Annotated in this window: 14 protein-coding genes and 1 pseudogene; 11 read left to right on the top strand and 4 right to left on the bottom strand. The window is 66.9% G+C overall.

Annotated elements, in window-relative coordinates; genetic code table 11:
• Window positions 1–145: 145 nt before the first annotated feature.
• Window positions 146–3,937: a LuxR C-terminal-related transcriptional regulator gene (locus tag ACIGJC_RS19070; protein WP_483713662.1), complete on the bottom strand. Its 3,792-nt coding sequence runs from the start codon at window positions 3,935–3,937 to the stop codon at window positions 146–148.
• 61 nt (window positions 3,938–3,998) lie between these two features.
• On the bottom strand, window positions 3,999–5,903 hold the full coding sequence (locus ACIGJC_RS19065) for an AMP-binding protein (RefSeq protein ID WP_483713661.1): 1,905 nt from the start codon (window positions 5,901–5,903) through the stop codon (window positions 3,999–4,001).
• Between the two features lie 227 nt (window positions 5,904–6,130).
• Here ACIGJC_RS19065 and ACIGJC_RS19060 point away from each other — a divergent pair, with 227 nt between their 5' ends.
• The 9 genes from ACIGJC_RS19060 (at window position 6,131) to ACIGJC_RS19020 (ending at window position 17,148) form a co-directional block, all read left to right on the top strand.
• Window positions 6,131–6,871, top strand: a complete 741-nt coding sequence (locus tag ACIGJC_RS19060) for an IclR family transcriptional regulator (protein ID WP_483713660.1) — start codon at window positions 6,131–6,133, stop codon at window positions 6,869–6,871.
• A 45-nt stretch (window positions 6,872–6,916) separates the two neighbouring features.
• The gene (locus tag ACIGJC_RS19055) at window positions 6,917–7,330 is read left to right on the top strand and encodes a hypothetical protein (RefSeq protein ID WP_483713659.1); all 414 of its coding nucleotides are present in this window, start codon (window positions 6,917–6,919) and stop codon (window positions 7,328–7,330) included.
• A complete protein-coding gene (locus ACIGJC_RS19050) occupies window positions 7,327–7,920 on the top strand; it encodes a DUF2889 domain-containing protein (protein WP_483713658.1) in 594 nt (197 codons plus the stop codon). Before ACIGJC_RS19055 ends, ACIGJC_RS19050 begins: the two co-directional genes overlap by 4 nt.
• A gap of 117 nt (window positions 7,921–8,037) precedes the next feature.
• Complete coding sequence (locus ACIGJC_RS19045) at window positions 8,038–9,039, top strand: Bug family tripartite tricarboxylate transporter substrate binding protein (protein WP_483713657.1); 1,002 nt, start codon at window positions 8,038–8,040, stop codon at window positions 9,037–9,039.
• A 46-nt stretch (window positions 9,040–9,085) separates the two neighbouring features.
• A complete protein-coding gene (locus ACIGJC_RS19040; RefSeq protein WP_483713656.1) occupies window positions 9,086–10,252 on the top strand; it encodes a thiolase domain-containing protein in 1,167 nt (388 codons plus the stop codon).
• 34 nt (window positions 10,253–10,286) lie between these two features.
• The gene (locus tag ACIGJC_RS19035) at window positions 10,287–10,685 is read left to right on the top strand and encodes a Zn-ribbon domain-containing OB-fold protein (RefSeq protein WP_483713654.1); all 399 of its coding nucleotides are present in this window, start codon (window positions 10,287–10,289) and stop codon (window positions 10,683–10,685) included.
• Between the two features lie 85 nt (window positions 10,686–10,770).
• Entirely contained in the window at window positions 10,771–12,864 is a 2,094-nt protein-coding gene (locus ACIGJC_RS19030) for an acetate--CoA ligase family protein (protein WP_483713653.1), read from the top strand.
• A 153-nt stretch (window positions 12,865–13,017) separates the two neighbouring features.
• A complete protein-coding gene (locus tag ACIGJC_RS19025; RefSeq protein ID WP_483713652.1) occupies window positions 13,018–16,740 on the top strand; it encodes an alkyl sulfatase dimerization domain-containing protein in 3,723 nt (1,240 codons plus the stop codon).
• Window positions 16,741–16,752: 12 nt separating this feature from the next.
• Window positions 16,753–17,148: a hypothetical protein gene (locus tag ACIGJC_RS19020; RefSeq protein ID WP_483713651.1), complete on the top strand. Its 396-nt coding sequence runs from the start codon at window positions 16,753–16,755 to the stop codon at window positions 17,146–17,148.
• 124 nt (window positions 17,149–17,272) lie between these two features.
• Here the strand turns inward: ACIGJC_RS19020 and ACIGJC_RS19015 are convergent, their stop codons facing one another.
• A complete protein-coding gene (locus ACIGJC_RS19015) occupies window positions 17,273–18,067 on the bottom strand; it encodes a Crp/Fnr family transcriptional regulator (RefSeq protein WP_483713649.1) in 795 nt (264 codons plus the stop codon).
• 38 nt (window positions 18,068–18,105) lie between these two features.
• On the opposite strand from ACIGJC_RS19015, the gene ACIGJC_RS19010 reads away from it, so the two are divergent.
• Complete coding sequence (locus tag ACIGJC_RS19010; protein ID WP_483713648.1) at window positions 18,106–19,563, top strand: hypothetical protein; 1,458 nt, start codon at window positions 18,106–18,108, stop codon at window positions 19,561–19,563.
• Between the two features lie 407 nt (window positions 19,564–19,970).
• Here ACIGJC_RS19010 and ACIGJC_RS19005 read toward each other — a convergent pair whose 3' ends face one another.
• Complete coding sequence (locus ACIGJC_RS19005; RefSeq protein ID WP_483713647.1) at window positions 19,971–21,026, bottom strand: DMT family transporter; 1,056 nt, start codon at window positions 21,024–21,026, stop codon at window positions 19,971–19,973.
• A gap of 304 nt (window positions 21,027–21,330) precedes the next feature.
• On the opposite strand from ACIGJC_RS19005, the pseudogene ACIGJC_RS19000 reads away from it, so the two are divergent.
• Window positions 21,331–21,882: pseudogene (locus ACIGJC_RS19000) on the top strand (Chromate resistance protein ChrB); the annotation flags it as partial.
• Window positions 21,883–21,888: the final 6 nt, after the last annotated feature.

Raw genomic sequence — 21,888 nt, 5'->3', positions numbered from 1 at the left:
GTCGGAATGATTGCCATCATCGCGGGTAGCCCGCCGGGGGGGTACTCCCCAACGCAGGTGGCAGCGCGCCGAAAGGACTTATGCAGAGGATGGCGGTGGAACTTATGCGCAGCGCACATGGCGCCGCCGGCGCAGGCGGCACACATCACGCGGCCCGCGCCACCAGCTCGCCAGCCGCGAGATCTCGCAGCCGGGCCGCCGCCTTGCCGCGGCCGTCGACGCCGAGCTTTACGTAGATGTTCTTCAGGTGCCATTTCACCGTTTCCGGCGACAGGTTCAGCACCGATGCGATCTTCTTGTTCGACATCGCCTGCGCGAGCAGGCCGAGGATCTCGCTCTCGCGCTCGCTGAGCGCGGGCGTGGAAGACTGCCCGCGGGCGCCGTGTTCCGACGCGACGTTCGCGCTGGTTCCGGCCGCCGCGAGCAGACGCTTGACATAGAATTCCAGCACCGGCTCGTGCAGCGGCGTTCGCGCAAGGGCGGCGAAGGCCTCCGGCACGCTGGCGGTTGCATCCAGCAGCGAGCGCAGCAGGCCGGTGCCGTGCCCCATGCGGATGGCGCGGGCAAACGCATCTCGCGCCGCGCCATCGTGATGCAGGGCCTGCTGCACCAACGCGCGCTGCAGATGCAGGCTGGCTGCGCCGGGGACACTGCCTGCCGCCGATGCCAGCACCGCGTCGATCATGGCGGCGGCGCCGGCATGGTCCTGCGTGGACATCGCCATTTCGATGCGTCCAAGCGCGGCCACCAGCCGGATCCTGTCGCCTCGCGTCCCGTCAGGATGCTTTTCGGCCAGCGCGGCCACGCACTGCAATACCGTGTTGGCACGTTCGGTCTCACCCTGCTGCAAATGGCGGCGCAGGCGCAGCACCAGCGCCTCGGCGAGCACGCGGTCCAGCCCGAAGCGCACGGCATAGGCTTCCAGCCGGTCCAGGCAGGCGATGGCCTGCGCGCGCCGGCCCGCCAGCCAGTGCGCATTGGACAGCACCATCAGCACGCGCAACACGACATCCGGCAACGACACGCGTTCCAGCCTGGCAATGCGCGGCTCCAGCAACCGGCAGGCGGCCTCGGGATCGTTGGCCTCGTAGAGAATGTCAGCCAGCAGGCCAGCGGCCAGGCAGGCGAGCCCGACATAGGCCGGCCCCTGCCGCTCCGCTTCGCGCAGCACGTCGCGCGCGTGCTGGCCGGCGCGCTCCGCCTGCCCCTCCAGCGCGAGACTGGTAGCCCGGATGTAGCGTCCGAACAGCGAACTGCGCGGCGCGCCGGTGCGCAGTGCGATGTCGTCCTGCAGCCGGCGGACCTCGTCGTACTCGCCCCGCTGCAGGAACAGCCACGACAGCACGTTGCTGCGCGACGACCATGCAAGATCGTCGGCGCCGGGCGGGATGTCCCACAACTGCGGGAGCATGTCGAGTACGGTGTCGGGATCGTCCAGTTGCAGCGCGAGGCCGGCGCGCAGCAGGCAGAGCGTGTAGGCGCGAGCCGGGTCGGCCACGTCGTGCGCGGAGAGTTCGTCCAGGGTGTGCCGCAGCCCGTCCACGTCGCGGGCATAGAGCTGCAGGTAGCCCTTCACGACCAGCAGGCCGTGGCGCAGCCGCACTTGCGCGGACGGCAGCAGCCGCAGCAAGGCCGAAAGCTGGCTCAGCTCGCCACGCGCCAGCAGGGCCCGGCCGCAAGCTTCGACCATGGCCGCCGCGGCGGCTTCGTCGCCCGCGCGCACGGCGTGGAATACGGCGTCGTCGAGCCGGCCGCGCGCGTCGAACCAGGACCATGCGGCGGCGTGCAACGCCTGGCGGTCGGATTCCGGCAACTGGCCCAGCCGCTCGAGCAGCGTCTCGCGCAGCAGCGGATGGATGCGGTACCACGGCTCGCGGCCGGTACTGCCCACCTGCGCCAGGAAGAGGTTGTCTGCCTCCAGCCGCGCCAGGCGCGCGCTGATGTCGGCTTCCTGCTTCCCCAGCATCAACGCGCACAACGCCACGCAGAAGGACTGGCAGGTCGCCATGCGCACCAGCATGTCGAGGTCGTCCGGGGCGAGCCGGACCACCACCTCCCGCTCGAAGTACGCGACGAAGCCGCGCGCATCCCGCACCGGCACGACCGGATAGCCAGCGCCGCGGCGGGCACGCAGGTCGACGGCAAACAGCTGCAGGCCTGCCACCCAGCCGTCGGTCAGTTCGTGGATAGCGGCGGCGTCGCGCGGGTCGATGGTGCCCAGTTGCAGGCGCAGGAACCGCTCGGATTCGTCGGCGGTGAAGCACAGGTCGCGCATGTCGAACTCTGCGACCCCGCCCTGAGCACGCAGCCGCTCAAGGGCCAGCGGCAGCGCGCTGCGTGAAGCGAAGGCAAGGTGCAACTGGGGCGGGGCATAGTCGACCAGCCACTGCAGCGCCTGGATGATGCGCGGCGAGGTCACGTGGTGGAGATCGTCCAGGATCAGCACCAGGTCGCGCTGGCGCTGGCCCAGTGCCTGCACCAGCTGGATGACCCAGTGCTCGATGGCCGGCGCATCGCACTCGCCGCCCGGCGCCGTGGTATCGCGCGTCAATGACGGATCGACGGCTTCGAGGCTGGCCGACAGGCACTCGAAGAAGCGGTCCGGCGCGTTGTCCTCGGCGCCCAGCGCCAGCCAGCAGACATCGAAGCCGAGCAAGATCAGTGTCTTGCGCCAGGCCGCCAGCGTGGTGGACTTGCCGCTGCCAGCCTGCCCCTGCACGACGACGCAGCGGCGCCGGCGGGCGTCCTGCAGTCTCGCCATCAATGCCTCGCGCACGATCATCTGCCCGCCTCGGCGCGGCGGCAGCAGCTTGGCGCAATCCACCGGCTCCGCTGCCTCACGGGTGGATTGCGGGCCCGCAGTCTCCCCGGCGGACGGCACGGCCAGGGGCGGCGGGAGATCGGAAGCCGCCGCGGTACGGGTTAGTTCCTGTGTCCAGGGTGCCGTCTGCCGGGGCGGCACTGCAGGCAGCACGCCGCCAGGCTGTCCATCGTCGCCGTGGCGCACCCAGCGCAAGGGCCATTGGACGGGTTCGCTCATGAACGCAAGGATCTGCGGAATGCCGGCAGGCAGTCCGCTCGCCGTGTCCCGCAGCAGCTGCTGCACCGCGCGCCGCCAGGCCGGCGCGCCCGCTACGGGATGCACGACGAGCCGGGGGTGGCAGGCCAGCCATTCGCGGACGTCCGGATGCTGCTGCGCGAGATGGTTGTCCGCGATGAGGTGAACCATGGTGCCATCCGGCGTGGCGCTTTCCAGCTCGCGGAGGAACTCGAGCCAGTCAGACGGCCGGGCCGCGTGCGGTACGGACATGGCAGCCGGCAAGGCGGCGGCATCGGCGTCGAGCAGTTGCAGCGCGGTCATGAACGAAGTGGCGAGATGACGCTGCATGGCCGTGCCCGGCCGCGCGGGCTGCGCTTCCCGCCCTCCCGCGCCGCAGATGACGGCCAGCGCGTGTTCGCGCGGGGCAACGTACACGCCGACGATATCGACCGGCCCGCCATCGACATCAAGGCCCGCCAACGCCCGGCTTTCCAGACGCACCGGCAAACCCGTGGACCGCCAGTGGCGCGACACGCTGGACGCGCTGACCCCAAGCGCGACGGCAAGGCTGCGCGTGCTCAGTTGCGCAGTGGCGGGCTCGCTGGCCAGCTCCACGAGCCGCCCCACATCCACCCGGACCGGCGGCGCACCGCGCGGCAGATCGTGCTCGATGCCGGCCATGCGCGACTGCGCATAGCGGTCGCGCCAGCGCGCCACTTGCACGCGGCCCACGCCTAGTTGGGCGGCGATCTCCTTGTTCTGGCTGCCTTCGGCGGCCAGCAGGATGATGCGGGCGCGCAGGGCGAGCCGGGGATTGGCCGGACTGGCGGCCGCGGCGGCGGCTTGCAGGTCGGCGCGCTCGTTGTCGGACAGGAGTATTTGCGGGGCAATGCGCATGATGGATCCTCGGGTTGACGGATCGGGAAAGCGGCTCTGGTACACGGCGGGGGCGCGGCGGTCAGGCCCCCCGTGCGACCGACGCGGCGGGCGGCTCCGCGTACAGTTCGCCGATCAGGCTGGCGCGGCGCTCGCGCGTGGTGGCCTGGTTGATATAGCCCTTGTCGGCGATCTCGCCGGCATCGATGGACGGCGGCTCCGCCATCAGCAGCACGCGCCGCGCCTGCTGGCTCGCGGAACCTTTCATCGCCCGCAGGCGTTCGGACAGGGCCGCCACGACGATGGGATGCGACATAAGCTGTTCGGCTGGCAATCCCGTCAATTCCGACGCCAGGCGCTGGCAGGCCACCGCGTTGGGCCACGCCAGCGCGGCCACGAAGTCGCGGTCGTGGCCGCAGACGACCGCATCGGCCAGCAGCGGCGCGCATTGCTCCAGCAATGCCACGCGCACGGCGCCGGTCCGCACCCACGTGCCGTTACTGAGCTTAAAGTCCTCCACGCAGCGGCCGGCGTAGCGCAAGCCGGCGCCGGGCACCGCCGGGTCGACCATGCGGGCGGCGTCGCCCATGCAATAGAAGCCCTCGTCGTCGAAGGCGGCGGCGCTCAGTTCCGGCTGTTGCAGGTAGCCGGAGAAGATGTTGCGGCCGCGCATGCGGACTTCGTAGCGGCCGTCGCCGCCGTCGAGCGGCACCAGTTTCAGCTCCACGCCGGGGACCGGCATGCCGAGGTTGCCGGTGTCGTCGGCGGGCTGGCTGAAGTTCAGCCCCATCGCCGTGGTTTCGGTGGAGCCGAAGCCGCTGGTGAAGAGGATGCGCGCGCCAGCCACGCGCTCGGCCACGCGCTGGAAGCGCGCCAGTACATCGGCCGGCAGGCTGGCACCGCCGTAGCTGACGAACATCAGGCGCGAGAAGAACGCCTGCGCCAGCGCCTCGTCGCGCTCCAGCTCGGTCACGAGCATGCTCCACGCCGCCGGCACGGTGGCGAACATCGTCGGGGAGATCTCGCGCAGGTTCTGCACGGTGCGGGCGAACTGCGCCGGGGTGGGACGGCCATCGTCGATATAGAACGAGGCGCCGAGCACGAAGGCCCGGCCGACGTTGCCGATGCCGCCGAATACGTGGTTCCAGGGCAGCCAGTCGAGCACCACGGCGCCCTGGTAGACGGGATCGCCGTGGGCGAACAGGAACTGACCCATGAGCGCCTGGATGCTGTCGTAGGTAATCGTGACGCCCTTGGGCGCGCCGGTGGAGCCCGACGTGAAGAAATAGCGCGCGGTATCCGTGGCGGCGATCCCGGCGTGCGCCGATTCCAAGCGGTCTGCGCGCACTGGGGTGAGCGGCGTGTCCTGAAGCGCCGTCCAGTCGACCTGGCCGTCCGCCGCCCCTTCGGCGACGATCACCGCACCAGCCGGCAGGCCCAGCGCGCCGATGGCCCGTGCGAACGGCGCGGCAGCCTGCACGAACACCGCGGACGGGCGCAGCAGCGCATGAATGCCGCGCAGGCGTGCAAAGTCCTGGCTCTGCAGCGAATAGGCCGGCGACACCGCCGCCGTGGGAATTCCCACGTACTCGGCCGCTGCCACCAGCAGGGCGTGCTCGATGGAGTTGCCCGACAGGATCATCAACGGCCGCTCGCGCGACAGGCCCATCTCCAGCAGGCCCGCCGCCACGCTGCGCATGCGCTCGTAGAACTGTGCCCACGTGACCAGGCGCCATGCGCCGAACGCATCGCGCTGGCCCATCGCGGTCTGCCTGCCGCGCTCGTCGGCCCAGCGGCGCGCCCAGGCGCTGAACGTCAGATATGGCACGTGAACGGGCGCCCGCACCGGGCGCACCAGCACGGTGCCGTCCGCGCGGACCTCATGGGCAACGGGCGACACGCGCAGGGCTGCGTCGCGATAGCGCGGCATGGCGGTGGGCTGTGCGGTGGGGGAAGCGGCGGCAGCCGTTCCGGTGGATTGCGACATCTCTACGGTCTCCTGGCGTTCTGGAGGGACCAATCGGGAATCAATCGGCCCCTCTCCTCAAGGGAGGCAATTTAAGCGAATCCCCTTGACTACGAAATACAGGATAATGGTACTATATTTCGTATAATTTGACAGGCTCCTTTCCTAGGGACGAACCCTGAAACACGCAAAGGTGCAGCGAACGGCACCCAAGCCAATATGCCGCGCTTCCCGGAGACCGCATAGCGATGCCCACCCTGATCCCCTCCGCCAGCCGCGCCATGGCGGTTTTCGAAGTGTTTGCGCGCGAAAAGCGCGAGCTTTCGAACGCTGACATGGCCCGCCTGCTCCAGGTGGCCGAGAGCAGCACGTCCGACCTGCTGCACACCCTGCACTCGCTGGGATATCTGATGCGAACGGCTCGCACGCGCCGCTTCTATCCGACCGGTCGGATGCTGGAAACCGCTCGCCAGATCGCCGAGAACGATCCGCTGACGGTCGCCGCGCAGGAAGCCGCGGAGCAACTTGGCGCCCGCAGCGACGAAAGCGCCTTCGTCGGTGTGCCGGACCCGACTTGCGTGAAAGTGGTCGCCACGCAGCCCAGCCGGCTGCCCCTGCGCTACATCCTCGACGTGGGTGCGCGTGCCAGCTTCCATGCCTGTGCACTGGGCAAGGCGCTGCTGTCGCTGCTGCCGGAAGACGAGGCCCGCGCCCGCCTGGCCCGGCATGCGCTGCGTCCGCTGACCTCCCACACCATGCTCGACGTGGACGCGCTGATGGCCCAGGTGGCCGAGGGCCACGAGCGTGGCTGGTGGGAGTCGCGCGAGGAAGGCAGCGAGGGGGTCTATGGCCTGGCCGTCTCGGGCTGGCTGGGCGACCAGCCGGTGGGGCTGTCGCTCGCCGGCCCCGCCGAGCGCATGAGGAAGAACCGGGAAGCCTATCTGACGGTGCTGCGCGGGGTGCGCAATGCGCTGCTCACCAATAGCTGAACCCTGCAGGTAGCCATCGCCATGCCGCAGTACACCGCCCCCCCGATGGAAGGACTGATGGACCTGTTGCACGAGGTCCGCCAGTTCAGCCGCGACCTCCAGCAGTCCGCCCGCCGCGCCGCGCCGGCTCGTGGGCCGAATGCCTACCGCGACGCGCTCCATGCCCTGATCGACCGCCGCATGCAGTGCGACGACGCGCACGGGCGCATCGTTTGCTACGCCTCGGCAGCCGAGCTGGGCGTGCCCGTGGAACTGCCCGCCGAACAGTGCAGGCAGGCCATGAGCGGCGGCCTCGGCTTCGGGTTGCGCGTGCTGTTCTGGGCGGCGCACCGCCGCATGATCGCGACGCGTTCCGTCCGTAACTGGGCGGGGCTGGCACCGCACCCTGTCCGTCCCGCGACCCTGAACCACCCGGCCACCGCGACCATGCGCGGCGCCGCCGCCCCGGAGACACCATGACGACCGCCCCAACCATCAACCGCCGCCCGCTCCACACGCGGACAATCACCTGCACCGGCTTCCTGCGTGACGACGGCCTGATCGACATCGAAGGCGAGATGGAGGACATCACGCCCAACGGCACGGACCTGCTGTTCAAGCTTGTGCAGCCGGGCGGCGCCATCCACCACATGCGCCTGACCCTGACCATCGACCGTGACATGGTCATCCACGATGTGACGGCGCGCATCCAGGCTGGCCCCACCCAGTACTGCCCGGAGATCGAATCCGCCTACGCCGGGCTGAAGGGCCTGCAGATCCGCGGCGGCTTCCGACAGCAGGCCAAGGCCGTGGTCGGCGGCGTGAAGGGCTGCACGCACCTCACCGAACTGCTGGGGCCGATGGCGACCACGGCCATGCAGTCGACCATGGCCATCATGCGCGCCGAGCGCAACGGGCGCCGCCCGATGGACGGCGAAGGGCCGATGCCGCGTCCAGCGCTGATCGGCTCGTGCCACACGTATCGCATGGGCGGCCCCGCGGTGGACTACCTGTGGCCGGTCAGGCGGCGGATGCCGGAGGACCTCGCCGACTCCACGCCGTCCGCCTGACCCGGTCAATCCAGGGAGACCGCCGCATGGCCTGAGACACGGCCTAGGCGCCAGCGTTGCGCGTACTACCCCTGCAGCACCAGACAAAACCATCCATCACGACATGGAGGAGACAGCATGACAAGTTTTGCAGGCCGGACCCGGCCTTTGATCCCCGCGCTGGTGGCCATGACCACCCTGCTCCCGCCGGCCCTTCCGGCCGCCGCGCAGTCGCAGCCCGCGCAGACCTATCCGGACCGCCCGGTGCGGATCGTGTCGATCACGAGCGCCGGCACCGGCGCCGACGATTACACCCGCCTGCTGGCGAAGTATCTCGGCCAGAAGCTCGGACAGAGCTTCGTCGTGGAGAACAAGCCGGGCGGCAACATGATCATTGCCAGCGATTACGTCGCCAAGTCCGCGCCGGACGGGTACACGCTGCTGTTGTCGGCCTCGGGCGCCATGGCGGCCAATCCGTTCCTGTTCAGCAAGCTGCCGTACGACCCGCTGAAGGACTTCGTACCCATCGCTCGCATGTCGCTGCTGCCGGTGGTGCTCGTGGTGCCGGGCGATTCGCCCTTCCACTCGCTGGCGGATCTGGTGGCTGCCGCGCGCGCCAGGCCGGGCAAGCTGAATTTCGGCACCTCGAGCACGGGCTACCGCACCATCGTCGCCAACTTCAACGACGCGGCGAAGATCCAGGCCACCAGCGTGCCGTACAAGTCCATGAGCAACCTGCTGCCTGACCTGATGACCGGCATCGTCGACTACGGCGTGGTCGAGGTCTCGGCCGCCGTTCCGCACCTCCAGTCCGGCAAGCTGCGGGCGCTGGCCGTGACCAGCCCGGCGCGCCTGCCGCAACTGAAGGACGTGCCGACCATGGCCGAAGCCGGTCTGCCGCGCGCCGGCGTGAACTCCTGGACCGCGCTGTTCGCCCCGGCCGGCACGCCGCAGCCCATCGTCGACAAGCTCTCGCGCTACACGCTGGAGTTCGTCAACTCCCCGGAGGCCGCGTCGCACTACGCCCAGCGCGGCGCGACGCCGTTTCCCGGCAACGGCACCGAACTGCGCGCCACCATCGTGGCCGATCAGCAGATGTGGAAGCGCCTGATCTCCCTCGCCGGCATCGAGCCGGAATGACCGGCCGGTTCCATCCCATCACCCCCTCCCCTGCAAGGAAGCAAGCATGAGCATCAATGGCAAGGCCTATATCGTCGGTGCGTACGAGCACCCCACCCGCAAGGCACCGGACAAGACCGTCGCCCAATTGCACGCCGAATGCGCCAAGGGCGCGCTCGAAGATGCCGGCCTGACGATCGCCGACGTCGACGGCTATTTCTGCGCCGGCGATGCGCCTGGACTGGGCGTTCTGAACATCGTCGACTACCTGGGCCTGAAGGTCCGCCACGTCGACTCCACGGAGACCGGCGGGTCATCGTACCTGGCGCACGTGTCGCACGCGGCGCAAGCCATCGCCATGGGCAAGTGCAATGTGGCGCTGATCACGCTGGCGGGCCGCCCGCGCTCGGAAGGCTCCAGCGGCACCAGGGCGCGCAACTGGGGGCCGGACCTGCCCGACATGCCGTTCGAGGCGCCCTACAGCCCGCTCACCGTCAACTCGTATGCGATGGTCGCGCAGCGCCATATGTATGAGTACGGCACCACGTCCGAGCAACTGGCATGGATCAAGGTGGCCGCGTCGCACCACGCGCAGCACAATCCCCACGCCATGCTGCGCAAGGTGGTGACGGTGGAAGACGTGGTGAATTCGGAACTCGTCTCCGATCCGCTGCACAAGCTCGACTGCTGCGTGGTGTCCGATGGCGGCGGCGCGCTGATCGTGGCCCGCCCGGAAATTGCCGCAAAGCTGAAGCGCCCGAAGGTGAAGATCCTCGGCGCCGGCGAGCACGTCAAGGGCCAGCTCGGCGGACAGGTCGACCTGACGTGGTCGGCGGCGAAAGTGTCCGGCGCGGCGGCATTCGCCGAAGCGGGCGTCACGCCGGCCGACATCCGGTACGCGTCGATCTACGACAGCTTCACCATCACCGTGCTGATGCAGCTGGAAGACCTGGGCTTCTGCAAGAAGGGCGAAGGCGGCAAGTTCGTGATGGACGGCAACCTGATCTCGGGCGTCGGCAAGCTGCCCTTCAATACCGATGGCGGCGGCCTCTGCAACAACCACCCGGCCAACCGCGGCGGCATCACCAAGGTGATCGAGGCCGTGCGCCAGCTGCGCGGCGAAGCGCATCCGGCCGTGCAGGTCCCGAACTGCCATCTCGCCCTCGCCCAGGGCACCGGCGGGCTGCTCGGCTCGCGCCACGGGAGCGCCACGCTGATCCTCGAACGCGAGTGAGCAAGCCCCGACAGACCCTTCACGGAATCAAGCCATGACCACCCCTCACACTCCCACCGTTCTGAAGGCGCCGACCGAGTATCCGGACAACGCCGAATTCTGGGCCGCCGCGCGCGAAGGCCGCCTGCTGGTGAAGCACTGCGACGACTGCGGCAAGCCGCACTGGTATCCGCGCACGTTGTGCCCGCACTGCATGGGCACCACGAGCTGGAAGCAGGCCAGCGGCCGCGGCACCGTCTATTCGTACAGCGTCACCCGCCGCGCCGGCCCGACGCCGTTCTGCATGGCCTACGTCACGCTGGAAGAAGGCGTGACGATGATGACCCAGATCGTCGATTGCGACCTCGATACCGTGCGCATCGGCCAGAAGGTCGAACTGACCTTCACGCCCACCGACAACGGGCCGCCGATGCCGACGTTCCGGCCGGTCTGATACGTCTCGATCGCCTTGCCACATGCCGGCCGCCTCCATCGGGGCGGCCGGTGCTCCTGTGACAATCCCACTCCGCACACCACCCATGACCACCACCCCATCGCTGGACCGCCTGCTGGCGCCGCGCTCCGTCGCCGTCATCGGCGCGTCGGACGACCCCGCCCGCATCGGCGGCCGCCCCATCGCTTCCATGCTCAGGCTCGGCTACGCCGGGCGCATCCTGCCCGTCAACCCGAACCGCGCGACGGTGCAGGGCCTGACGGCCTACCCCTCGGTCGACGCCCTGCCCGAAGTGCCGGACGTCGCCATCGTCGCCGTACCCGCGCCGCAGGTACTGGCGACCGTGACGGCGCTCGCGCAACGCGGCGTGCCGGGGGCCATCCTGTTCAGCGCCGGCTTTGCCGAAGTCGGCGGCGAAGGCGTAGCCATGCAGGCCGAACTGGTCGCCGCCGCGCGCCAGGGCGGCATGCGCCTGCTCGGGCCGAACTCGCTGGGGCTGGTAAACCTGCAGACCGGCTTCGTCGGCAGCTTCTCGTCGTTTGCGACGATGGAAGGCGTGCGACCCGGGCGCGTGGGCATCGTCAGCCAGTCGGGCGCCTATGGCAGCCACCTGGTGGCGGCGGCCATGGACGCGGGCGTGTATCCGTCGAACATCGTCATGACCGGCAACGAGGCCGACCTGACGCTGGGCGACATCGTCCGCCTGATGGTGGCCGACCCCAATACCGACGTGATCGCCCTCTATTCGGAAGGCATCAACGACGGCAACGGCCTGGTCGAAGCACTGAAGGCGGCACGCGCCGCGCGGAAGCCGGTGGTGATGATGAAGGTAGGCCGCAGCGAGGTGGGCGGTGCGGCGGCGCGCTCGCACACGGCGTCCATCGCGGGCGACGATGCGGTGATCGATGCGGTGCTGGAGGAGCTCGGCGTGGTGCGTGCCCGCACCACCGAGGAAATGCTCGATATCGTGCGCCTCGCCACGCGCGGCGTCTTCCCCGAGAACAACACGCTGGGCGTGATCACCGTCAGCGGTGGCGCCGGCGTGATCGTCTCCGACGCCGCCGAAGACCTCGGCCTGCCGATGCCGGAGATGCCCGCCGCCGCGCAGAAGCGCATGCTGGAAATGCTGCCGATCTGCGCGCCGCGCAATCCGGTGGACACCACCGCGCAGTTCATCAACGACCCGTCGCTTATCACGCCGTTCGCCGAAGCGATGCTGTCCGAGGGCGGCTATACGTCGTTGCTGGGTTTCTTCAGCTACGCCGGCTCAACGCCCGAAGTCGCCCCGCTGCTGCGCGGGCAGCTTTCGAAAGTGCGCGAGCGCTTCCCCGACCGTCTCTACGTGCTGGTGCTGCGCGGCCCGCGCGATGTGCTGAACGCCTACGAGGCCGCCGGCTTCACCGTGTTCGAGGACCCGAACCGCGCCGTGTCGGCCATCGCAGCGATGGGCCGCTTCGGCAAGGCGTTCGCTGGCAGGACGCTGGCGCCCGCGCCGGAAGTGGGCGCCGTCGCCCTGCCGGCGCAAACCCCGACCGAAGCGCAGGCCAAGCGCCTGCTCGCCGACGCGGGCATTCCGAGCGCCCCCGAGCGTACCTGCGCCGATGCGGAAGCGGCCGTCGCCGCCGCACGCGAGATCGGCTTCCCGGTGGTTATGAAGATCCTCTCGCCGGACATCCTGCACAAGTCGGAAATCGGCGGCGTGCTGCTGCACGTGCGCGACGAGAACGCCGTGCGCACCGGCTTCGCCACCCTGCTGGACCGCGCCCGCACCGCCGCCTCCACGGCGCGCATCGAGGGCGTGCTGGTCGCACGCCAGCTCAGTGGTGGCGTGGAATGCATCATGGGCATCCAGCGCGACCCGACATTCGGGCCGGTGGCGATGTTTGGCCTGGGTGGCGTGTTCGTCGAGATCCTGAAGGACGTGGTGTTCCATCGCTGTCCGTTTGGCGAGGACGTGGCCGAGAAGATGATCCGCTCGATCAAGGGCGCGCCGCTGCTGCTGGGTGCGCGCGGGCGGCCGGTGGCCGATATTCCGGCGCTGGCGAAAACGCTGTCGCGGCTGTCGGCTTTCGCCGTGGCTGCGGGTCCGCGCCTGCAGTCGGTCGACCTGAATCCCGTCATCGCCATGCCTGAAGGTCAAGGGGCGTACGCGGTGGATGCGGTAATCGATCTCGGGTAGATCGCCGGAACGCAAGCCGGGGCGGCTGCGTGGCCGCCCCGCAGACACGTCATCCCACTCATGAACTGATCCTGCGGAAGCCACGCGAAGTCCGCCAGAAGCAACTTCGCGATCCGCCTTCCGTATTGGGCAAATCCGAACACAGGAGCGAATGTGGAAGAGATATACGACTACATCATCGTCGGTGCAGGGTCGGCCGGGTGCGCCGTGGCCGGACGGCTTGCCGACGCCGGAGCAGGAAGCGTTGCACTGCTGGAAACGGGAGGACACGATTTCAGCCCGGCCATCACCATCCCCATCGGCATTGCGGCGACCGTGCCGAAGCCAGGACCCTACAACTACGGCTTCGCCACGGAGCCACAACCCGGACTGAACGGCCGTCGCGGCTACCAGCCGCGTGGACGCGGCCTCGGCGGCAGTTCGTCCATCAACGGCATGATCTATATCCGCGGCGTTCCGTCCGACTACGACGGCTGGGCAGCGGCGGGCTGCGATGGCTGGGCGTGGGAAGACTTGCTGCCCTACTTCAAGCGCTCCGAGTGCAACGAACGTCTTGCCGGACACGAAGCGGATGCATGGCACGGCGGCCGCGGGCCGCTGCACGTGGTCGACACGCGCTCCCTCAATCCGTTCGACCGCCGCTTCGTCGAATGCGCGCAGACCGCTGGCATTCCGTACAACCACGACTTCAACGGCGCGCAGCAGGAAGGCGTCGGCTATTACCAGCGCACGCAGCGCAATGGCGAGCGCTGGAACGCCGCTCGGGCGTATCTCCATCAGGGCAACCCGGACTCGCTGAATGGCGGCCGCGCGAATCTTCGCGTACTGCCCAACACGCAGGTATTGCGCATCCTGTTCGAGGGCAAGCGGGCGGTCGGCGTGCGCGTGGAGCGCGATGGTGTCGAGAGCGTGCTGACGGCACGCCGCGAAATCATCCTTTGCGCCGGCACGTTCGGCTCTCCGCAACTGCTGATGGCCTCCGGCATCGGACCTGCCGGTCATTTGCGCGAACACGGCATCGATCTTGTCGCCGATGCGCCGGCCGTTGGCCAGAACCTGCAGGAACACCCCGACATCAAGTTGCAGCACCGCCTGTTCAGCACGGACCTGTACGCTGCCACGCTACGCGGCGGGCTGCGACTGATCGGCGAATGGCGCCGCTACAAGAAGGAGCGGTTCGGCATGTTCGCGTCCAACATTGCCGAGACGGGAGGATTCATCAAGAGCCATCCCGACCTCGCCGAGCCCGACCTGCAACTGCACTTCTCGACAACGCTGGGCGATTCAAAAAAGCGCAGCGTGCACGGCTACTGCCTGCATGTCTGCGTCCTGCGTCCCCACAGCCGCGGGCAGGTGCTGCTCGCCTCCGCCGACACGCGCGTGGCGCCCCGCATTGACCAGAACCTGATGGCCGATGCGCGCGACATGGATACGATGGTCGAGGGCGTCCGCATCGCGCGGCGCATCCTGGCGCAGCCTTCACTGGCGGCGTTGGGCGGCGCGGCGCACAACTACGGACATCTGCGCTTCGACGGCAGCGACGACCACGCGGTGCGCCAGTGGATCCGCGAGCAGGTGGACATCATTTTCCATCCGGTCGGCACCTGCCGCATGGGCGGCGACGCGCAGTCGGTGGTCGATGCCGAGCTGCGCGTGCGCGGCGTCGAGGGCCTGCGCGTGGCGGACGCCTCGATCATGCCGACGGTGATCGGTGGCAACACGAACGCGCCGGCCATCATGATCGGCGAAAAGGCAGCCGATCTCGTACGTGGCATCAAGCGCGCGGATGCGTATTCATTTCCACAGTCAGTCCCCAAGGCGGCAGCGAAGCCAGACACGCAGCGGGAAGGCGTGGGCGCCGCGCGCGCGAGCGTTTCTCCGCACGACACCCTGGTCTCGAACCGCTGGAAGGCACTGGCGACCGCTGCGGCGCTTACCTTCGGTTCCAGCGCGCAAGTCGTGACAGCGGGCGAGCAGCCCAAACCCGCCAGCCCGATCACCACGGCGGCCAACACCGCGCTGCTGCAGCAGCTTCCGTTCGACGACCGCACGGACTACGAAGACGCCAGTCGCGGCCTGGTCGCGCCGTTCACGGGCACTGTCCTCAACGCGGACGGCAAACCGATTCGCAACACCTCGGCCTATGCCTTCCAGAACGCGGCCAGGAGCCCGGACTCGGTCAACCCGAGCCTGTGGCGCATGGCACAGCTCAACGGCCATGCCGGCCTCTTCAAGGTGACGGACCGCATCTACCAGGTTCGGGGCGTGGACCTGGCAAACATGACCATCATCGAAGGCGATCGCGGCATCGTTATCGTCGACCCGCTGATGTACACCGAAACGGCCAAGGCTGCACTTGCGCTCTACTATGCAAATCGCCCGAAAAAGCCGGTGGTGGCGGTGATCTACACGCATAGCCATGCCGACCATTTCGGCGGCGTGCGCGGCGTGGTCGATGAAGCCGACGTCAAGGCAGGCAAGGTGGCGATCTACGCGCCCGCCGGCTTCATGCAGGAAGCGGTCAGCGAAAACGTCTTCGCCGGTACCGCGATGTTCCGGCGCGCCGTGTATCAGGCGGCAGCCAGCGTGCCGCGAGGCGAACTCGGGCAAGTCGATACCGGCATCGGCAAGAGCAGCATGGCGGGCGGGACGATCAGCCTGATCGCGCCGACCGTCACGGTTTCGAAGCCGTATGAGACCCGCCGCATTGCCGGCGTCGACTTCGAATTCCAGTTCACGCCGGGAACCGAGGCGCCGGCCGAAATGAACTTCTACCTGCCCCAGATGCGCGCGCTGTGCATGGCCGAGAATGCGACACGGACGATGCACAACATCCTCACGCCGCGCGGCGCGCTCGTACGCGATCCGAAGGCATGGGGCAAGTTCCTGGACGAAAGCCTCGTTCGCTATGGGGACAAGGCGGACGTCCTGCTCGCGCAACACAACTGGCCGACCTGGGGCGGCGAGCGCATCAGGACGCTGCTGGCCGACCAGCGCGACATGTACACCTACCTCAACGACCGCACGCTGCACCTGCTGAACCAGGGCCTGACGCCGATGCAGATTTCCGAGGCGATGCAGAAGCTGCCGGGCGATCTGGAGAAAAAGTGGTATGCACGCGGCTACTACGGTTCGCTGAGCTTCAATGCGCGCGCAGTGTACCAGCGCTACCTGGGCTTCTACGATGGCAATCCGGCCAGCCTGAACCCGCTGGAACCCGAGGCGGCCGGCAAGCGCTATGTCGCCGCGATGGGCGGCGCGGACAAGGTGCTCGCGATGATGCGCCACGCCATCGCGACGGGTGACTACCGCTGGGCCGCAGAGGTCGGCAACCATCTCGTCTTCGCCGAGCCGCAGAACCAGGATGCGCGCAACGCGCAAGCCGACGCTCTCGAACAGCTTGGCTACCAGTCCGAGAATTCGCTGTGGAGAAACATGTACCTGACCGGCGCCATGGAGCTTCGCAACGGGTCCGGATCATACTCCGCGCGGCAGGCCGAAGACCTTGTGCGCGCGCTGGAGCTGTCGATGTTCTTCGACTACATGGGCGTTCGGCTGGATTCGGACAAGGCTGTCGGCCACGACATGACGCTGAACTGGGTGTTCTACGACCTGGAGAAGTCCTTCGCGGTCACGCTGCGCAACGGCGTCCTGACGTATCGCGATGGCTTGCGCCATGCGACGCCCGACGCGACCGTCACGATGAGCAAGGCCACGCTGGACCGGATCAGCCTGCGCCAGATCGCACTGTCCGACGCATTGCGGACTGGCGAGGTCAAGGTCGAGGGTAATGGACGCAAGCTGACCGAGTTGATGGGCTTCATCACCACGTTCGACCCGTCCTTCAACATCGTGACGCCGATCGCGAAGCACTGATACAGCATCTTCATGGAGAGCATCGACACGTTCTGCATCAACGGCGAGTGGGTGGCTCCGGCCGCCCGCGGAACCGTGATGAACGTCGTCAACCCGGCCAGCGAGGACGCCTTCGGCAAGCTCTCGCTCGGCCCGCCGAAGACGCCGACCGCGCGGTCGCCGCGGCCCGCGCCGTTACCCCCTCCCGGTCGTAATCGACGCATTACCCTGCTTGAACGCGCGATGGCGACCTACAAGGCCCGCCTAGGCGAACTCAGCGCGGCCATGCGCATCGACAAGGGTGCGCCAGTGAGCGTGTGCAACACCATTCAGGCACCAGTCGGCCCGGCACATCTTCATGTCGGCGCTCGACGCGCTGCGCAAGTTCGAATTCGAGACCGGCCATGGCAGGCACTATGTCCGATATGAGCCGGTCGCCGTAGCCGCGCACGTGACGCACGCGCAGATGCGCGCTAGCGTCTCTGTGCATCCCTACGAGGCGGTCAGCTTCGACCGCGGCGGCCAGGCGCAATCCGGAATGTGGACGATATGATTACCAGTAGTCATCGTTGCCCCGCAACAGCACCGGATTCACCACCCGGATGCTTCGAAACGCAATCTCGATCAACCCGCGCCTCTCTAGTTTCTTCAAAAGCTCGTTCAACGTCTGGCGCGACACGCCGACTATTGCAGCCAGGTCCACTTGGGACACCTTGACGGTGACAGGACCAGCTTGTCCATTGCCCGGGCTCTGTAGCTGCAGCAATTCCGCCAGCTTTGAACAAACACGCTCTTCCGGGGAAATCAGCTTTGAATCCGAGATGTAGCGCAGCATGCTGGCGTAGCGCTGCGCAATGAACAGTGCGAGGTAGCGGTAGAAGATCGGATCTTCCATTGCGATTCGCTCGAATTGCGCCTTGGAAAGCAAGAATATCCGGACGTCCGTGTCAGCTATCACTGCCACGGTGGTCTTCGCATTGGTAATCAGTGCCAATGGGCCAAACCAGAAGCCGGGATCCCCTACGTGATAGAGGTTCTCCTCGCCGCCAACCAGCACGCGCGTAACGCGGACGTGGCCCTCCAGCACAGCGCCCATCGCCTTAGGCGTACTTCCCTGCGCGGAAATCACCGCCCTCTTGGTGAAGGTGCGCACTGTCCCGCGGGAAATGAGCTTGTCCTGCAAGGCTGCGGGCAGATTCGCAAACCACGCATTGCTTACAAGGACGCGTCGGAGTTCTTGATCAGTGAAGTCACCAGGGGTGGGCATGGACAAGAAAAGAGATGAGTTGTCGCCTGGGCGACAAGTGGCAGGGCCCTTCAAATGTAGCATCCCCTCCAGTCTGGCCATGCTGGCCGGAACGCCTGACAACAGCAAGGAGACGAGTCGTGAAACAGCATTCTGGTTCGAGATCGGTCAATTCGGCCGCATCCCATCAAGTCCGCCGCCGAATCGCCATGGCACTGGCGTTTGCCGCTGCCTGCGGCGCAGTTGGCACGGTAGCCGCGCAATCGCGGCCGTCGAGGTCCGATGGGGCTGCGGTCGCGGATGTTGCCAAAAATGTGGCGCCCGGCCCGCGCAGTTGCTTCTGGTCGCGTGGCCCGGTCAGTGCCGATCCGTACATTAATATCGCATACCCTGATGCCGCCACGTTTTACTGGAGCGCGACGTTCTCAATTCCCGAGGGCGCGAGGCTTTCCATTGAGGGCAATTTTCCGCACTCGCGGTATATGTCGCTGATCAGCTATGACGGCGCCGGCGTTCCTGTCGAATCGGTTGCCGACTATCTGATCAGGCCCGCAGCGGGTGCGGTGAATCCCTTCCTGCCCGGGGCAAATCGCAATGCCGAAGCACGAGGATATTCGCTGACGGTAGTTGACGCAGCGCCTCCGGCCGACCAGCCTGTGGGCATGAACCTGCTCGGGCAGCAGCGCACAACATTGCACGCCCCGAAGTACGGATCCGGTCAACAGCAACTCCTCTATCGCATCTATGCGCGAGACAAGCAAATGGACGAGACTGGAGGCGTCGGACTGCCCATTCCCGTGCTGACACTCGCGGACGGCCAGGTGCTGAGGGGGGATGCGGCGTGTCCTGCCTTGCGCGCCCAGCAGCCGATGCAGATCGATCCGGCAGCGCTCGCGGTCCCGAGGGAGAAATACCGCGAACTTGTTGCCATCGCCCGGGGGGTAGGCAGGGAGAAGAATCAGCCTGCGTATCCGGCAACCAACCCGCCCACCTGGAATATCCAGTACGACCGAGAATATCTCTACAGCCTGTACACCGGGAAACCGCTGGCCAGCCCAAAGAAGAGTACTGGGGGCTTCTATCCGAACCTTGACAACCAGTACATCCGCACCATCGTCAACCGCAAGCTGGGCAAGGTGTTCGTCATTCGCGGCAAGGCGCCAACCACGCCGCGCACCGCCAACGGGGAAGCGGTGATGGGCACGGGCGAACTCAGGTACTGGTCCATGTGCTCGAACCAGGGCTTTGCCAATACACGGGTAAATGGCTGCGTCTATGATGAGCAGGTGCCGGTTGGTCCGGATGGCTTCTACACTATCGTAGTGAGCCGCAAGGAAGACCGTCCGAGCAATGCAATCGCACAATGTGGCATTGCCTGGCTGCCAATGGCAGATGACGGGGATGGCGCTGGCGACGCCGATGTCTCGGTGGTGCAACTGCGGCACATGCTTGGGACAACGGATTTTCCCCATGCGGTACAGGCCATCTCAAAGCCGGGCGATGAGCGCGAGGTGATGGGCGACTATTACCCGGCGGGCCGCTACATGTCGACATCAGCCTTCGAGACCGCGGCGCCATGCATGCAGGGCAGGCATTGATTCGCCGCAGCGCCGGCGAACTTCTCTCGGAGCGGCCAGCCGCTGGCGACATCGCAGAGCCACCGCTCCACTTTGGTACCCGACGGGTCGGGACCTGCCCCCGCCATCGAAGACTGGGCCAGCAGGCGCGGAGCGAGCTGCCCCAGCCTTTCGCAGTTCGCTCGCTCCGCGCCAACTGGTTGCCTCGAATAGGCCTGCAACGGCGGGCCAAGGGCGGCCGCCCGAGTGGTCACAATGGAAAATGTGTGAAGGGCCGCTCCTGGCCCGACTACGGCCAACGCCTTCCCTTGGTCGAACGGCAGCAAATCGGCAGCCAGTTTGAGTCACTCGGCATCCAAGCCTTCGATGACCGAGTAGATCAAGAACGGTCGCTCATCCCAGCGCACAGGACAAGGGGCAATGCCACTCTAATGCGTGTGGCGATGATGCACGTCCGGATAATGCGGATGCTTGTGCACCATGATCTCGTGCTCATGCCAGTGCCTATGGGGCTCTTTGCCATCCCACGGGAAGTCGTGCTTATGCTGATGATGCGCGTCGTGCCGATGCGAGTGACTGTGCGCCAGTGGCTCATGGATATGCTCGTGTTCGTGACGCTCTCTCAAATGCAGCCACACGCCCAGGGCCATAAGAGCCGCAGCAGCCCAGAACGCAATACCTGGCGCTTCCGGCCAGATCACAAACGAAATCAGGACTCCAAACAAGGGAGCAATGGAGAAATATGCCCCGGTTCGAGCGGTTCCCAACACGCGCAAGCCGACCACGAACAGCGCGAGACTCACACCGTATCCCGCAAATCCGACCATCAGCGCCCCCGCCAAAGTCATGACCGGTGGAAAGACCGCCCCATGCATGAGGGCGAGGGCCGAATTACACAGCCCTGCGACAAGGCCCTTCAGGCATGCAACGAGGAGTGCATCGTTGCTGGACACCTTGCGCGTCAGGTTGTTATCAATAGCCCAGCACAGGCAAGCGCCAACGATAAGCAACGCACCGGGCGAGATCTGCAGGCTGCCTGGCTGCCACGAAAGCAGCAGGCCGCCGGCCACGATGGCGACCATGCCGAGGACGATTTGGCGATCCGCGTTTTCCTTGAACACTACCCACGCGATAACGGCCGTGAACACGCCCTCCACGTTCAGGAGCAGCGATGCCGAGGCGGCATTGGTTGAGACGAGTCCGGACATCAACAAGGCGGGCCCCGCGATACCTCCCGCAAGGATTGCGCCGATCAACCACGGTACCTCGCCTCGCGGAATACCGCTTTGATCGCTTCCCGGGTCTGGCGCGGCCCAGATCTTCCGGATAGCAAGCACCAGCGCCAGCCCAATGCCACTTCCAAGATATAGCAGGCCCGCCAGCAGGAGGGGAGATACTGAGCCGGTTAGCGCCTTCGCGAGCGGAGTGCTTGCCCCGAAAAGCAAGGCGGCCAGTAACGCCGGGGACGCAGTACGAATAGACATTGGCGAATGAGGTTGATGAACCCGGGGTTACGTTGTCGTGCCGTATCAGACACGTCCGGATAGATTTGAAGGATTACGCTACCAGCACCCCTTGAATTTTCGGGCCGTCGGCGGCCCGCCGCCTTAGCACCATGCCAGGGTGCCTACCAGTGTGGAAATGGACAGTCGTCGGATTCGCGGCGCCCGAAGACCATTCCCCTTGCTGTACCTTCAAAAAAATCCGGTCTGCCTCGCTTCCAGCACTGGCATTTGTAGAGACCTCTACAACGTTGCAGGGGTGGTTACGCCCAACTAAGCTGGGCACATGACTGCTCGTCCCTCCATTGCCGAAGCCGCATGGCTACTACTCGTCGTCAGTCTGCCGACCTCCGCCGCTACGCCGCGCATGCGGCTGTGGCGCGGCATCAAGTCGTTGGGCAGCACGTCGTTGCGCGATGGTGCCTATCTCTTGCCCAACCTCCCGGGCCAGCGAGCCCAGCTACAAGCGCTGGCCGAGGACGCGGCCAGCGAGGACGGCAAAGTCTGGATGCTGTCCGCTGAAGCCGAGTATCGCGCACTGTTCGACCGGACTGCCGAATACGCAGCCTGGATGGCGGAGCTTTCCGACGCCCGTGCGGCGTTGAGTCACGCGGACGAGGCGGAACTGCTGCGCATGGCTCGCCGGCACGGCCGGGGGTTCGACGCAATCCGCAAGATCGATTTTTTCCCCAGCGAGTCTTCCGCCCGCGCCGAAGCGCAATGGCGCGATTTCAACGCAGCCATCGACATCTTGCTGTCCCCGGGTGAGCCGCATGGCGTGGCGGGCAGTATCCCGCGGCGCGACCCCACCCAGTATCAGGGACGGCGCTGGGCGACCCCAAGC

The organism is Cupriavidus sp. C3SS-1, assembly GCF_057073755.1.
Note: the sequence above shows the minus strand (reverse complement) of the source record. Positions and strands in the feature narration are given on the sequence as shown.

Excerpts from the sequence above, each read along its gene's own strand:
- ACIGJC_RS19070 (WP_483713662.1), bottom strand. The coding sequence starts at position 3,937 with ATGCGCATTGCCCCGCAAATACTCCTGTCCGACAACGAGCGCGCCGAC.
- ACIGJC_RS19065 (WP_483713661.1), bottom strand. The coding sequence starts at position 5,903 with ATGTCGCAATCCACCGGAACGGCTGCCGCCGCTTCCCCCACCGCACAG.
- ACIGJC_RS19060 (WP_483713660.1), top strand. The coding sequence starts at position 6,131 with ATGCCCACCCTGATCCCCTCCGCCAGCCGCGCCATGGCGGTTTTCGAA.
- ACIGJC_RS19055 (WP_483713659.1), top strand. The coding sequence starts at position 6,917 with ATGGAAGGACTGATGGACCTGTTGCACGAGGTCCGCCAGTTCAGCCGC.
- ACIGJC_RS19050 (WP_483713658.1), top strand. The coding sequence starts at position 7,327 with ATGACGACCGCCCCAACCATCAACCGCCGCCCGCTCCACACGCGGACA.
- ACIGJC_RS19045 (WP_483713657.1), top strand. The coding sequence starts at position 8,038 with ATGACAAGTTTTGCAGGCCGGACCCGGCCTTTGATCCCCGCGCTGGTG.
- ACIGJC_RS19040 (WP_483713656.1), top strand. The coding sequence starts at position 9,086 with ATGAGCATCAATGGCAAGGCCTATATCGTCGGTGCGTACGAGCACCCC.
- ACIGJC_RS19035 (WP_483713654.1), top strand. The coding sequence starts at position 10,287 with ATGACCACCCCTCACACTCCCACCGTTCTGAAGGCGCCGACCGAGTAT.
- ACIGJC_RS19030 (WP_483713653.1), top strand. The coding sequence starts at position 10,771 with ATGACCACCACCCCATCGCTGGACCGCCTGCTGGCGCCGCGCTCCGTC.
- ACIGJC_RS19020 (WP_483713651.1), top strand. The coding sequence starts at position 16,753 with ATGGAGAGCATCGACACGTTCTGCATCAACGGCGAGTGGGTGGCTCCG.
- ACIGJC_RS19015 (WP_483713649.1), bottom strand. The coding sequence starts at position 18,067 with ATGGCCAGACTGGAGGGGATGCTACATTTGAAGGGCCCTGCCACTTGT.
- ACIGJC_RS19005 (WP_483713647.1), bottom strand. The coding sequence starts at position 21,026 with ATGTCTATTCGTACTGCGTCCCCGGCGTTACTGGCCGCCTTGCTTTTC.